This is a genomic window from Dactylosporangium sp. NPDC049140 (assembly GCF_040648435.1).
The window spans coordinates 67,304-81,001 of the sequence record NZ_JBEZDS010000030.1 but is presented as its reverse complement, the minus strand read 5'-3'; the positions used below and the strand labels follow the sequence as shown (position 1 = coordinate 81,001).

Genomic DNA, 13,698 nt, shown 5'->3' with positions numbered 1-13,698 from the left:
TCCGGAGAGTTGCTCATGCTTCGAGCTGCAGTCCGCCGAATACTGGCTGTCACCTTCGGGCCCGTCCGGCGCCGTGCCGTCATGGTCATCGGGATCGTGCTGTTCATCGTCGCCGCGTCGTCGCTGAGCGCCTGCAAAACCTCTCCAATCGGTACTTCCGGGGCGGGCCCGTCACCGGGCCGTTCTCCTGCATACCCGCCGAGCGGGGTGCTCGTCCTGTATGACACGGGCGGGCAATACGGCTCGCTGGGCGAGCTGTATGCCGTCCAAGCAGGGAACTTGGCCTCTCACTTCGATGCCTGGCAGTCGATGCCAGTGACGAACTACACGTCGGGAACGGCCCGGAAGTACCAGTTGACGATCTATATCGGATCGACGTATGACGAGCCGCTGCCCGAAGCCTTCCTCGCCGACGTGGCCACCGGGTTGAGCGTGCTGTGGCTCGGGGGAACGTGTGGCAGTTGATCAGGAAGTACCCCTAAATCGGTTTTCAGACAGCGATGATCGACGATGCCGTGCCGACCGGGATCCGTTACCGGGGCGTCGGGCTGACCCGCAACGCGAACGCCGGGGGACTGGTCCACGCCGTGCTTTCCCAGGGTGTGTACTCCACGACGCCGGCCGCGGCCGCGATGCCCGACGGCACGTCACGGCCCTGGGCGGTGCGGGTCGGCGGCCTGACGTACGTGGCCGAGGTGCCCTTCACCTACGTCAGCTTCGACGACCGGTACCTCGTCATCGCCGGCCTGCTCTTCGACCTGCTGGCCCCGAAGACGCCGGCGCGGCACCGCGCCCTGGTGCGCATCGAGGACGTCGGCCCGCACTCCGACCCGGCCCAGCTGCGCCAGATCGCGGATTATCTGCATTCTCGCAATGTTCCGTTTGCCGTGGCGGTATTCCCCGTTTACGACGACGCGGCCGGCCTCTATTCCGGCGGCGTGCCCGTGCACCGGACGCTGAGCGGAACTCCGCAGGTCGTGGACGCTTTGCGGTACATGGTGCAGCTGGGCGGAACGCTGATCATGCACGGATTCGCCGGCCCCCCGAATCCGTACGGTGTCAGCGCCGAGGATTACGAGTTCTACCGCGCTCACGTCGACGCCGCGGGGGCCGTGGTTCTCGACGGCGCGGTGCCGGACGACTCCGCGGCCTGGACCCTGGGCCGCCTGGACGCGGCCCGCCAGGAATGGGCCAAGGCGGGCCTGGCACCGCCGGACATCTGGGAGTTTCCGCACTACACGGCCAGCGCGACCGACTACCGGGCGATCGCCGCGGCGCCGGGCATACGCGCCCGATACGAGCGGTCCTGTACTTCAACGGCATTCTCGGCGGCGCCGGTACACGCTCAGTGAGCCGGTACCTCCCATATCTCGTAAAAGACGCATACGGAACGCCGGTGATCCCGGAATCTCTTGGAAACGTGGCAACACAAAGATTTAACCGGCACGGCGTCCGGCTGACCCCCGACCTGCTGGCCTCGGCGCGGCGCCAGCTCGTGGTCCGTTCCTGGCCCTGCAGTACCTCCCGCAGTTGGTCGAGGGCATGCAGCAGATGGGCTACACCTTCGTGGCCGCCCCCCTCCCTCCTGTGAGTGCACAATCCGAAGATTGGAACCTATCCAATCTTTCACTCTTAACTGACAAGCATAGTTTTCTGTTGAACGTTTGAGCACTTCACCGCCTCGGAGGGCGGTTTGAACACGGTCGACCGTCGCCCGGCGACAGTTCCCAGCCGGATCGGGCCGTGCGGAGGGCGTGGAAAGTGGCGAATCGGGTTTGGGGTCGGCCGGGGTATAAATCCGATAAGTCGTGGCGCGGAGCGCCCGACTTATCGCTGGACCGGCGAGTGCCGGAAGCGCAGTTGGACGGCCGAGACGTGGGTTGACCCTCGCGGCGCGTGCCACCGGGGAAGCAGAGGTGCTGATTGCCAGGCCGGCTGGCCGGGGAGCCCGGCGAAGCTCGAGTGGGTCGGCGCCGACCGATCGCCCGGCCGGTCGGGATGCGTCGCGTGGGCCAATGGTGGGAGTGCGTGGGGCTGTGGTGGGCTCGACGGTGCAGCGCTGAGTGCGGGGGACGCCCGGCGATGGTCGGTGGGGCGTCGGCCGCTCCGGCAGCGGTGCCGAATGGGCCGCTGAGAGCGGGCGTGCGCCGCGGCGTCAGTGCGGGGCGGAACTGCCGGCGTGGCGGTTGGAGCGCGTGGCGGGCCGGGTTGTGCCGATTGCCTGGCTGGTGGGATGCACCGCGTGGCCAACGAGGTCGGGGGGTGTGGAGCTCCGGCGGGCCACCTGGCTGCCGGACCAGCTGACTGAGGCGCCGCGTCAGCCCCCTTGAAGCGTTCGACCGGTCCGGCCTCGGCGGGCGTCAGTGCGGAAACCGGAGTCGTGGCGACTGGTGTTGGTGCCTCGGCCGTGAGCAGGGGCCGCCGTGCTCAGCGTCGTGAAGGGGTGCCCAAACCGTCCGTCAGGGCGGCGGCGACCGCTGGGGCCGGGTTGAGTGGCGGAGCTGGAGGCGCGGTGGGCGTCGGTGTGGCGGGAGCCAGCGGGGGTGTGGGCGGCGCTGTGGTGTTGTGGCGGTGGACCAGCAGTAGGCCGGTGGCGGCCACGGCGCCCACCGCGCCCACCGCGGCGAAGCCCCAAGCCGGGCCGCCCTGGTCGATGGCCCAGCCGGCCAGCGGGGAGCCGATGGCCAGGCCCACGGTCAAGGATGAGCCGTGCCAGCCCATGGCCTCGCCGCGGGCCGACGGGGGGACCAGGCGGCTCACCAGGTCGGTGCTCGTGGTCAGGGTCGGGGCGCACAAGGCGCCCGCCGGCAGCAGGGTCAGGAACAGCAGGGGCCAGGCGTGGCCGACCAGGCCCGCCGGGATGGTGCACACGGCCAGCGCGGCCAGCAGGGCGGCCAGCGGCACCGCGCGCGGCAGGGCGCCGTAGATGAAGGCGCCCACCAGGGAGTAGACGGCCCAGGCGGCCAGCAGGATGCCGACCAGGCCCACCTCGCCGGCCGCGCGCAGCAGGGCCACGATGCCCAGGTCGGTGCCGGCCAGGACCATGGTCGTGGCGGACGCGGCGGCCAGGACGGCCACGAAGCGCGGGGTCAGCCAGTCGCCGCGGCGGGTGGGGGCGGTGGGGGCCGGGTCGTCGGACTCGGCGGACGTGTGCACGGGCGGGTTGGCGACGTACAGGGCCAGGCCCGCCAGGACCAGGGCGCCGCCGATCGACCACATCGCGGCGCGGCCGGACAGGGTGCTCGTGAGCAGGACGGCCAGGGGCGGGCCGGCCATGAAGGACAGCTCGACCGACATCGAGTCGAGCGCGTAGGCCTGGCGGCGCTGCTCGGTGGGGACCAGGGCGGCGATCGACTGGCGGATGACGGAGAAGACCGGCAGCGAGAACAGGCCGGCGACGAAGGCGCCGGCCAGGAGCACCGGAAAAGCCAGGAAGGGCGCGACGACCCAGAAGAGGGCCTCGGCCACGGTGGTGACCACGAGCATCGGGCGCAGGCCGCGGCGGTCCACGAAGCGGCCGTTGAGCGGGCCGCCGATCGCCGTGCCGACCGTCAGGGCCGCCCCCACCAGGCCCGCCGCGCCCCAGCCCCGGTGGAGGTCCTGGGCGACGTGCAGGGTCATCGTCACGCCGATCGCCGTGATCGGGATGCGGGCCAGCGGGGCCAGCAGCATGAGGGGCCGGACGCCCGGCAGGGCGAGAACGCGACGGTAGGGGTGGAGGTGCATGGGGACATCATGTCGTGGGGGTACGACAAAATTTGGATGGAACCGCTCGCACCGCGCGGCGGTCCAATGAGCAAGACCTATGGATGGAGCTGAACCACGATGAAGTCCCGGATCATCGCCGCCGCCCTGCTCACGCTCGCGTTCGGGCTCGCCGCCTGCTCGGACGGCACCGACCAGGCGGGCGCGGGATCCAGCGGCGCCGCGTCCAACGGCGCCCCGGTGTCCAGCGGCAGCGCGGGCACGGGCTCCAGCACGGGCGCCGGGGCGGGGACGACCGCGGGCCCGAACACCGACCCGAGCTCCAAGGCCAACACCGGCGGTAACGTGACCGCCACGGACAGTCTGGTGACGTTCACCCGCACCGGGGGCCTGGCCGGCAACAACGACTCGCTGACCGTGCGCCCCGACGGCTCGTACACCATCCAGACCAAGCAGGGCACGAAGAGCGGCAAGCTGACCGCCGAGGAGCTGGCCGCGCTCAAGACCGCGCTGGAGTCGGCGGACTTCAACAAGCTGCCGACCACGAACGACAACGGCGGGATCGCCGACGCGTACACGTACACCGTCACCTATGCCGGGAAGCAGATCACGGCGAAGGACGGGTCCATCCCGCCCGCCCTCCAGCCGGTGATCAGCGCGCTAGGCGCGTTCCTGAGCAAGTAGCCCGTCGATCCGGGCCAGCTCGTCGGGGGAGAGGGCCAGGTTCTCCAGGGCACCGAGGTTGTCGAGCAGCTGCTTCACGCTCGACGCCCCGATGATCAGCGAGGTGACCCGCGAGTCGCGCAGCGCCCAGGCCAGCGCCAGCTGGGCCAGGGTCTGGCCGCGCTCGCGGGCCACCTGGTCCAGCGCCCGGACGAGCTGCAGCCGGGACGCGCTCAGGTCGCTCTCGTCGAGGAAGCGGCTGGTGCGCACCCGGGAGTCGTCGGGAATGCCGTCGAGGTACCGGTTGGTCAGCAGCCCCTGCGCCAGCGGCGAGAACGGGATGCAGCCGGCGCCCGCCTCCTCCAGCGCGTCCAGCAGCCCGTCCTCGATCCAGCGGTCCAGCATCGAGTACCGCGGCTGGTGGATCAGCAGCGGCGTGCCCAGCTCGCGCAGGATCCGGGCGGCCGCGAGGGTCTGCTCGGGGCTGTAGTTGGAGATGCCGACGTACAGCGCCTTGCCCGCCCGCACCGCCGCGTCCAGCGCGCCCATGGTCTCTTCCAGCGGCGTGTCCGGGTCGGGGCGGTGGGAGTAGAAGATGTCGACGTACTCCAGGCCCATCCGCCGCAGCGACTGGTCGAGCGAGGACAGCACGTACTTGCGCGAGCCCCACTCCCCGTACGGGCCCGGCCACATGTCGTAGCCGGCCTTCGTGGAGATGATGAGCTCGTCGCGGTACGGGCGCAGGTCCTCGGCCAGGATGCGCCCGAAGTTCTCCTCGGCCGAACCCGGCGGCGGCCCGTAGTTGTTGGCCAGGTCGAAGTGGGTCACGCCCGCGTCGAAGGCGCGCCGGACGATCGAGCGCTGGGTCTCGAACGGCCGCTCGCGCCCGAAGTTGTGCCACAGGCCCAGCGAGATGGCCGGCAGCTTGAGCCCGCTGCGGCCGCTGCGCCGGTAGAGCATGTCCTGGTATCGGCCCGAAGCCGCCTCGTACACCACAACCATGATCCTAAACTGGTCTCGTGGAGGAGGCGCCCGCCGAGAAGCCGCCGCCTGTCGCATCCATCCTGGTCGCCGAGGACGACCCGGACATCCGCGACCTGTTCACCATGGCGCTGGAGAACGCCGGGGTGGACGTCACGGCGGTGGAGAACGGCGAGGCGGCCCTCGCGGCGCTGCACGAGCAGCGGTTCGACATGCTCGTGACCGACATGTGGATGCCCCGCGTCTCCGGCCTCGACCTGTGCAAGCGGGTGCGGGCCGAGCCGGCGACGAGCCTGATGCCCGTGCTCATGCTGAGCGCCCACGTGATGCGGGGCTGAAAAGCGAGGTCAGGCGTTCCTGACGAGGGCCTCCACCGCGGCCTTGGCCTCGGCCAGCCCGACGCCGGTCACCTGGCGGTAGATCTTGATGGCGGCGATGAGGTTGTTCTGCCGCAGCGCCTCCGTGAACTCCGGCGGCATCGCGGCCGTGCCCGGGAACGCGTCGGCGAGCTGCGGGTCGAGCCCGAAGTGGCGGTACAGGAAGTTGACCTGGCGCTCGAGGCGGGCCAGTCGCATGCTGTGGTCGGCGTCCATGCGGCCACCGTAGATCGTCCGGCCCCGAAACAAAGTCGGGGAGCCGCCAGAAGGCGACTCCCCGAACCAGAAAAACCGGCCTCAGGCGATCGGCTCCGCGAACGGGTCCTCGGCGGTGTCGACCGGGATCTCCGCCGCCGCGGCCCGCGCCGCCTGGGCGCCGCGCGCCGAGCGCTCCTCGTCGGTGATCGGGAAGTGGCAGGCGACCGTCTGGCCCGGCGCGAGCTCGCGCAGCAGCGGCTCCTCCTGGGCGCACAGGTCCTGCGCCTTCCAGCACCGCGTGCGGAAGCGGCAGCCCGAGGGCGGGTCGATCGGGCTGGGCACGTCGCCGGTGAGCAGGATCCGCTCGCGCTGCGCCTTGTCGCGCCGGCCCGGGTCGGGCACCGGCACCGCGGAGAGCAGGGCGAAGGTGTACGGGTGCAGCGGGTTCACGTACAGCCCGTCGCGCCCGCCGATCTCGACGACCTTGCCCAGGTACATCACCGCGATGCGGTCGGAGATGTGCCGGACCACCGACAGGTCGTGCGCGATGAAGACGTACGTCAGGTTGAACTCGCGCTGCAGGTCGTCGAGCAGGTTCACGACCTGGGCCTGGATCGACACGTCCAGGGCCGAGACCGGCTCGTCGGCGATGATGAGCTTCGGCTGCAGGGCGAGCGCCCGGGCGATGCCGATGCGCTGGCGCTGACCGCCGGAGAACTCGTGCGGGTACCGGTTGTAGTGCTCGGGGTTGAGCCCGACCAGCTCCAGCAGCCGCTGCACCTCGCGCTTCTGCCCGTGCGCGGTCTTGATGTTCTGCACCTGCAGCGGGGCCCCGACGATCGAGCCGACCGTGTGGCGCGGGTTCAGCGACGAGTACGGGTCCTGGAAGATCATCTGGACCTCGCGCCGCAGCGGCCGCATCTTCGCCACGTTGAAGTGGGAGATGTCCTGCCCCTCCAGCAGCACCTGCCCGCCGGTCGGCTCCAGCAGCCGGGTCATCAGCCGCCCGGTGGTGGACTTGCCACAGCCGGACTCGCCCACCAGGCCGAGCGTCTCGCCGGTCTTGACGGCCAGGTCGATGCCGTCGACCGCGCGGACCGCGCCGGTCTTTCGCTTGATGAAGGCGCCCCGCATGATCGGGAAGTGCTTCTCCAGGCCACGTACCTCGAGGAGGTTCTCGCCGCCGCGCTCGGGCGCCGCCGCCGGCTGGGGTTGGGTCGTCGTCGACACTGTCGTGCTCCTCAGAGGTTCGGGGCGATGTCCGACTTGAAGATGGCCAGCCGTTCCGCGGGCGGAATGTGGCAGGCGACGCCGTGTGTGGGCGTCCCCTCCGCCAGGGACGGTTCGACCGTCTTGCAAGGGATGCCGTTGCGCTCCACGTACGGGCAGCGCGGGTGGAAGGAGCATCCGCTCGGGAGGTTGATCAGCGACGGCGGGCTGCCCTTGATCGGCACCAGCCGGTCGCGCACCTCCCGGTCGACGCGGGGCATCGACGAGAGCAGGCCCCAGGCGTACGGGTGCTCGGGGCGGCGGAAGATGTCCTGCGCGGTGGCGTGTTCGACGCACTTGCCGCCGTACATCACCAGGATGTCGTCGGCCAGCTCGGCGACGACGCCCAGGTCGTGGGTGATGATGATGACCGCGGAGTTGAACTCCGACTGCAGGTCGCGGATCAGGTCCAGGATCTGCGCCTGGACCGTCACGTCGAGCGCCGTGGTGGGCTCGTCGGCGATGAGCAGCTGCGGGTTGTTCACCAGCGACATGGCGATCATGGCGCGCTGGCGCATGCCGCCGGAGAACTGGTGCGGGTAGTCGTCCACGCGCCGCTGCGGCTGCGGGATGCCGACCCGGTCGAGCATCTCGATCGCGCGCTTGCGGCCCTCGCTCTTGGAGACCTTGTGGTGCACCCGGTACGCCTCGATGATCTGGGCGCCGACCGTGTAGTACGGGTGCATCGCGGTCAGCGGGTCCTGGAAGATCATCGACATCTTCGCGCCGCGCAGCAGGCGGACCCGCTCGGGCGAGGCGCCGATGAGCTCCTCGCCGTCGAGCCAGACCTCGCCGGAGATCTTCGCCGAGCCCCGCCGGTGCAGACCCAGGATGCCCAGGCTGGTGACGCTCTTGCCGGAGCCGGACTCGCCCACGATGCCGAGGGTCTCGCCGCGCTCGAGCTGGAACGTCAGGCCGTCGACGGCCCGGACCACGCCGTCGTCGGTGTTGAAGTGGATCCGCAGGTCCCGCACGTCGAGGAACGACTGCGCGACCTGGGGCCCGGACCCGCTGGGGCTCGGGGTGCCATCGGTGAGCAGGCTGCTGGACATGCTCACTCCTTTCCTGGGGTGCCGTGACGCGGGGAACGGGACGGGGAACGGGTCATCCGAGCCGCACCCGCGGGTCGATCACGGCGTAGAGCACGTCCACGACCAGGTTGGCCATGACGATGAAGAACGAGGCGAAGAGCGTCGCGCCGAGGATGATCGGCAGGTCCTTCTGGGTCACCGCGTCGACGCTGAGCTTGCCGATACCGGGCAGGCTGAACACCCGCTCGGTGAGGATCGCGCCGCCGAGCAGCGTGCCGAGGTCGAGGCCGAAGATCGTCACGATCGGCGTGAGCACCGCGCGCATGGCGTGCTTGCCGATGACGACCCGTTCCTTCAGGCCCTTGGCCCGGGCGGTGCGGATGTAGTCCTCGCCGAGGGTCTCGAGCATCTGCGCCCGCGTCAGCCGCGCGTAGGTGGCGGCGAACAGCAGGGCGAGGCTCACCCAGGCGAGGAAGAGCTTGTTGGCCCAGCCCAGCGGGTTGTCCACGAAGTTGATGTATTCGCCACCCTGGAAGATCTTCCACTGGTGGACGAACAGCGACTGGAAGACCAGACCGGTGAAGTAGACCGGTAGCGAGACGCCGGCGAGAGCCAGGAACATCACCGCCCGGTCGGCGAGTTTGCCGCGTTTCAGCGCGGATATGATGCCGCCCGCCACACCGCCGAACAGCCAGAGGATGGCCGCGCCGATGGCGAGGGAGATCGTGACCGGCAGGCGGTCCAGCAGCAGGGGCCAGACCTCGCGGTCGGTGCGGAACGAGTACCCGAAGCACGGGGCGGAGCAGTGGGTGACCGACGGGCCGCTGTCGTAGTCGCGCCCGACGACCAGGCCCTTCACGAACCGGCCGTACTGGATGTAGATCGGCTTGTCGAGCCCGAGCTTGATTCTCGTCGCGTCGACGTCGCGCGGGGTCGCCGACTTACCGACGTACATCTCCGCCGGATCGGCGTGCGCCGCCTTCGGGATCAGGAAGAAGATCGCGAAGGTGACCATGGAGACGGCCACGATGAGCAATGCCGCGGTGACCAGGCGGCGCAGGATGTAATTGATCACGTGTGCGGCCTGACGCCGGCCGGCTCGACGGGGTTCCCGTCTCGCCGGCCGGCGCCGTGGCCCTCACCTGCCTTCTGTACTCGTGAAGGGCGGGTTACCGGCTGTTCAGGCTGGCTGCTTCGTCAGCAGGACTGGCGTGACCCGAGGGTCACTGCACGCCCAGGCTGCCGAAGTCGTACATGCCGTAGTACTCCGTCACGAACACGTTCGTGACGCGGGGGTTGCGGTAGTTGAGCGCCTTGTCGTAGACGAACGGCACCATGACCGCGGCGTCCATGACCTTGTGGTTGATGGTCGTCCAGATTCCGGCGGCCTTGGCCGGGTCCTTCTCCGCCTTCGCCTGGTCGATCAGGGAGTTGATCTCCGGGTCGTTGAGCTCGGCGTAGTTGTTGTTACCCGACGGCAGGATGTTGCGGCCGTCGACCAGCACGGACAGGAAGCCGTACGCGGTCGGGAAGTCGGCACCCCAGCCGGCCATCATGAGGCCGTAGCCCTTCGCCGCGACGTTGGACGGCGCGCCGATGGTCGAGCGGAAGTACAGCGACGGCTCGGTCGGGTCGAGGCGGGCGTTGATGCCCACGTTCTTCAGAGCCGCCTGCAGCGCCTCGGCCGTCTTGGGCTCCTTGCCGGAGCTGCGGGTCGCGATCACGGTGTCGAAGCCGTTCGGCTTGCCACAGGCCGCGAGCTCTTCCTTGGCCTTGTCGATCTGCGGCTTGCCCGACTTGGTGTTGTACGGGTCGTACTCGTCGTGACCCGCGATGTTCGGGGGCAGCATGTTGGTGGCGATGTCACCACCGGCGTCGGCGCCACCACGAGCGGTCTGCATCGTGATCTTGTCGGTCGCGTACTGCACGGCCTTGCGGCAGTGGATGTTGTCGAACGGCGCGACCTTGGTGCTGATCGAGAAGTAGCGGATGAAGCCCGTGTTCGGCGTGTCCGCGTTCTTCTTCTTCTCGGGGTCGAGCAGGATCTTCGGCTGCGAGCCCTGCTGGACACCGGTCTGCGCGGTGTCGATGTCGACCTCGCCGCTCAGCAGCTGGTTGTCGATCTCCTCGACGGCCGTGCCGATGGTCAGGTCGACCTCGTCCGGCAGCGCCGCGCGCACGGTGTCGGTCTTCGGGTCCCACTGGTCGTTGCGGACCCAGACGACCTTCTTGCCCTGGTCGTACGACTGGAACTTGTACGGGCCGGTCGAGACGGGCTTCTCACCGTACTTGTCGCCGGTGTCCTTGGCCTGCGGGATGGGGCTGGCCGAGGGGGTGGCGAGCAGGTACAGGAAGTCCGACAGCGGGTCGGCGAGCTTGAAGACGATCGTGTTGTCGTCCGGCGTCTCGACGGACTTCAGACCCATCTTGTTCGGGTCGGTGTCCTTGTACGGGCCGGGGTACTTCTGGCCCTGGTCGAGCACGTCGATCAGGTAGGTCGGGCCACCGGACAGCACGTCCTGCGCGAAGACGCGCTCGATGCCGTACTTGATGTCCTTCGAGGTGATCGGCGAGCCGTCCTCGAACTTCACGCCCGACTTGAGCTTGAAGGTGTAGGTCTTGCCGTCGGCGGAGACCTCCGGCATGGCCTGGGCCAGGTCGGGAACCAGCTTCAGCCCGTCCTCACCCGGCTTCGACTCGTTGGTGAGCAGCGTACGGACGTAGTAACCCTTCATCAGGTTCCACACGTACGCGTAGTAGGCCCGCGCCGGGTCGTAAGAGTCCGCGTCGGCGTTGTTGACGAGCTTGAGCGTGCCGCCCTTCTTGGTAGAAGGGTTCACGATGCCCTTGGTGGCGGCGTTGAAGCCGGACACACCCGAGCCACCGCTCGCGTCGGCCTTGGGCGTGTTGCCGCCGCCGCCGCAGGCGGACAACGCCAGGGCGAGAGTGACCGACCCGGCCACCAATGCCCCTGTCCTCATTCTCACTGGGATTCCCTCCTTGTTTGGCGCGACCCGCCGAGGGACGGGCCGTCCGAGCTGTGCTGCTGTGCGCGTGAAGCCGGGGTTTTGCGCAGGGTCGACCGGGCTGGCGGGCATGGTCGAGCGAGGTGGTGCCGGGTGTGCGTGACGGCCGGAGGCCCCCGGTGGCCCTTGCGGGCTACCGGTTGGCCTTCGGGTCCAGGGCGTCACGCAGGCCGTCGCCGAAGAGGTTGAAGGCGAGGACCATGAGGAAGATCGCGAAGCCGGGCACGAACATGTACATCGGGTCGTACTCGTAGTACTGCACGGCGTCCGAGAGCAGCCGGCCCCACGAGGGGGTGGGCGGCAGCACACCGACGCCGAGGAACGACAGTGCGGCCTCGAAGAGGATGTTCGTGGGGATGATCAGCGTCGCGTACACCAGGATCGGCGCGACGAGGTTGGGCAGCAGCTCCCGGAAGAGGATGCGGGGGGACCCCGCGCCGATGCTGCGCGCCGCCTCGACGAACTCGCGTTCCCGCAGGGAGAGAGTCTGGCCGCGGACGATACGCCCGATGTACGGCCAGCTGAAGAACGCGATGACCGAGATGACCACGCCGATGCGCCAGCCGGTGCTGGCCGGCACGACGGAGATCAGCGCGATCGAGAACAGCAGGTACGGGAAGGCCAGGATCAGGTCCATCAGGCGGCTGATGAGGCTGTCGATCGCGCCACCGAAGTATCCGGAGACGACGCCCAGCACCACGCCGATGGCAACCGCGATGATCGTGGCGGCCAGCGCCACGAGCAGCGACACCTGGGCGCCGTAGATGATCTGCGAGAACAGGTCGCGGCCGGTGACGGGCTGGACGCCGAGCAGGTAGTCCTTGCTCACGCCGCCCCACGTGCCGACGGGCGGGATGCCGCCCAGCGATGGATCGATCAGATCTTGGTGGAACTCGTTGACCGGATGCCCGAACGCCTTGTTGATCAAGGATGCGAACACCGCGACCAGCACCAGGAAAATGATGAACCCGCCTCCAATGAGCGCGACTTTGTCGCGCTTGAGCCGGGTCCACGCAATCTGACTGAGCGAGCGACCTTCGATGGCCTTCGCGGGAACACCGGCAGGTGTGGCGGTCGCCTCTTCGACCGTCGGCACCTGCTCGTCGCTCTTCGACGTGACGGGTCCCATAGTCATGGGCGTGGTGCCCCTCTCCCCGGCCGTCTGCCCGCCTGATAGCCGCCAGCGTTGACCGTCGCACCGTGCAGCGAGCATGCGTCGGCCAGACCGGGGCCCGTGGCAGTCAGCAGCCGATCGGCTGTGTCTTCGTGGACTCCTGGTGCCCTATCCGCAGGTTCGGGCCACGGGCAGAGCGTGCACGAAGCCGACTTGGTGTCGTCGCCTTCGTTGGACGAACCCTGTCTCCCGTTTGGCCGATCGTCAAGGGTCACCCCCTGTCCTGTAACCAAGTCCACGCCGCGCCGTGATGAGGGCGTGATCCAAGCACAACGACTTTTGGATCATAAACCCCCTAAACGGGCGATTTACCGGTGAATCGTAACGGTGTGATCACGCAACGTGCCGGAAACATGGCGCCAAGAACGGCGAGAACGGGCTATCCAGGACGATCGTTGATCGTTTCACACTTAACAGTACGGTCCGGGCGGCGTCCATGGTGACACAGTGTGTTCAAATATCGAAATCGATCACGACCGGCGCGTGGTCGGAGGGCCCTTTGCCCTTCCTGGCCTCCCGGTCGATGTAGGCACCCTTGACCGCACCCGCGATCGTTGGGCTGGCGCAGACCAGGTCGATGCGCATGCCCTTGTCCTGGTGGAACATTCCCGCCCGATAGTCCCAATACGTGAACGGGTTGGGGCCTTTCATCGGCTTCGGGACGATGTCGGACAGGCCGGCGTCAAGCAGCGCGGCGACCGCGTCCCGCTCGGGCCGGGTCACGTGCGTGGCGCCGGCGAAGGCCTTGATGTCGAAGACGTCGGAGTCGGCCGGGGCCACGTTGAAGTCGCCGCAGACGGCGACCGGCGCGCCGGTGGCGAGGTCCGCGGCCACCGCCAGGCGGAGGGCGGCCAGCCAGTTCAGCTTGTACCCGTAGTGCGCCGACTCCGGCGTACGGCCGTTTGGCACATAGACCGACCAGACCCGCACGCCGCCGCAGACGGCCGAGATGGCGCGGGCCTCCCGCCGGGGCTCATCGAGCAGCGGCTCCTCGCCGCCGGGCTCGCCGCTCCAGCCCGGATCGCCGTCGAAGCCGCGGCGGACGTCGTCCAGCCCGGCCCGGGACAGGAGCGCGACGCCGTTCCAGCGCCCCTCGCCGTGGTGGGCGGTGTCGTACCCGAGCGCCTTGACCTCGCCCGCGGGGAACGCGTCGGCGGCGAGCTTCGTCTCCTGCAGGCAGAGCACGTCGGGCCCGGCCAGCTCCAGCCACTCGAGCAGGCGGGGCAGCCGGGCCTTGACGGAGTTCACGTTCCAGGTGGCGAGCCTCACCTGTG

At 69.1% G+C, this 13,698-nt stretch carries 13 protein-coding genes; 4 read left to right on the top strand and 9 right to left on the bottom strand.

The window, feature by feature from the left end; translation table 11 throughout:
* Nucleotides 1–81: 81 nt before the first annotated feature.
* Nucleotides 82–465 (top strand): hypothetical protein, encoded by a 384-nt coding sequence (locus AB0B76_RS36765; protein WP_360384293.1) that lies wholly within the window; start codon nucleotides 82–84, stop codon nucleotides 463–465.
* A gap of 35 nt (nucleotides 466–500) precedes the next feature.
* The gene (locus tag AB0B76_RS36760; RefSeq protein WP_360384291.1) at nucleotides 501–1,352 is read left to right on the top strand and encodes a DUF2334 domain-containing protein; all 852 of its coding nucleotides are present in this window, start codon (nucleotides 501–503) and stop codon (nucleotides 1,350–1,352) included.
* Between the two features lie 1,075 nt (nucleotides 1,353–2,427).
* On the opposite strand, the gene AB0B76_RS36755 is transcribed toward AB0B76_RS36760, so the two are convergent.
* Nucleotides 2,428–3,726 (bottom strand): MFS transporter, encoded by a 1,299-nt coding sequence (locus AB0B76_RS36755; RefSeq protein ID WP_360384289.1) that lies wholly within the window; start codon nucleotides 3,724–3,726, stop codon nucleotides 2,428–2,430.
* A gap of 99 nt (nucleotides 3,727–3,825) precedes the next feature.
* Between AB0B76_RS36755 and AB0B76_RS36750 the strand changes: the two genes are divergently transcribed.
* Entirely contained in the window at nucleotides 3,826–4,389 is a 564-nt protein-coding gene (locus AB0B76_RS36750) for a hypothetical protein (RefSeq protein WP_360384287.1), read from the top strand.
* Here AB0B76_RS36750 and mgrA read toward each other — a convergent pair.
* Entirely contained in the window at nucleotides 4,366–5,370 is a 1,005-nt protein-coding gene (gene mgrA / locus AB0B76_RS36745; RefSeq protein ID WP_360384285.1) for an L-glyceraldehyde 3-phosphate reductase, read from the bottom strand. The genes AB0B76_RS36750 and mgrA overlap by 24 nt on opposite strands.
* A 17-nt stretch (nucleotides 5,371–5,387) precedes the next feature.
* On the opposite strand from mgrA, the gene AB0B76_RS36740 reads away from it, so the two are divergent.
* On the top strand, nucleotides 5,388–5,687 hold the full coding sequence (locus tag AB0B76_RS36740) for a response regulator (RefSeq protein ID WP_360384283.1): 300 nt from the start codon (nucleotides 5,388–5,390) through the stop codon (nucleotides 5,685–5,687).
* A gap of 9 nt (nucleotides 5,688–5,696) precedes the next feature.
* Here the strand turns inward: AB0B76_RS36740 and AB0B76_RS36735 are convergent, their stop codons facing one another.
* The 7 genes from AB0B76_RS36735 to AB0B76_RS36705 form a co-directional block, all read right to left on the bottom strand.
* Nucleotides 5,697–5,942, bottom strand: a complete 246-nt coding sequence (locus tag AB0B76_RS36735) for a hypothetical protein (RefSeq protein ID WP_360384281.1) — start codon at nucleotides 5,940–5,942, stop codon at nucleotides 5,697–5,699.
* A gap of 81 nt (nucleotides 5,943–6,023) precedes the next feature.
* On the bottom strand, nucleotides 6,024–7,154 hold the full coding sequence (locus tag AB0B76_RS36730; protein WP_360384279.1) for a dipeptide ABC transporter ATP-binding protein: 1,131 nt from the start codon (nucleotides 7,152–7,154) through the stop codon (nucleotides 6,024–6,026).
* A gap of 11 nt (nucleotides 7,155–7,165) precedes the next feature.
* Nucleotides 7,166–8,245, bottom strand: a complete 1,080-nt coding sequence (locus AB0B76_RS36725; RefSeq protein WP_360384277.1) for an ABC transporter ATP-binding protein — start codon at nucleotides 8,243–8,245, stop codon at nucleotides 7,166–7,168.
* 52 nt (nucleotides 8,246–8,297) lie between these two features.
* Complete coding sequence (locus tag AB0B76_RS36720; RefSeq protein ID WP_360384275.1) at nucleotides 8,298–9,299, bottom strand: ABC transporter permease; 1,002 nt, start codon at nucleotides 9,297–9,299, stop codon at nucleotides 8,298–8,300.
* A 148-nt stretch (nucleotides 9,300–9,447) separates the two neighbouring features.
* Nucleotides 9,448–11,205 carry an ABC transporter substrate-binding protein gene (locus tag AB0B76_RS36715; protein WP_360384364.1) on the bottom strand — a complete coding sequence of 586 codons (1,758 nt, stop codon included), beginning with the start codon at nucleotides 11,203–11,205 and terminating at the stop codon, nucleotides 9,448–9,450.
* A gap of 178 nt (nucleotides 11,206–11,383) precedes the next feature.
* Complete coding sequence (locus AB0B76_RS36710; protein ID WP_360384273.1) at nucleotides 11,384–12,385, bottom strand: ABC transporter permease; 1,002 nt, start codon at nucleotides 12,383–12,385, stop codon at nucleotides 11,384–11,386.
* A 492-nt stretch (nucleotides 12,386–12,877) separates the two neighbouring features.
* Nucleotides 12,878–13,693 (bottom strand): exodeoxyribonuclease III, encoded by an 816-nt coding sequence (locus tag AB0B76_RS36705; RefSeq protein WP_360384362.1) that lies wholly within the window; start codon nucleotides 13,691–13,693, stop codon nucleotides 12,878–12,880.
* Nucleotides 13,694–13,698: the final 5 nt, after the last annotated feature.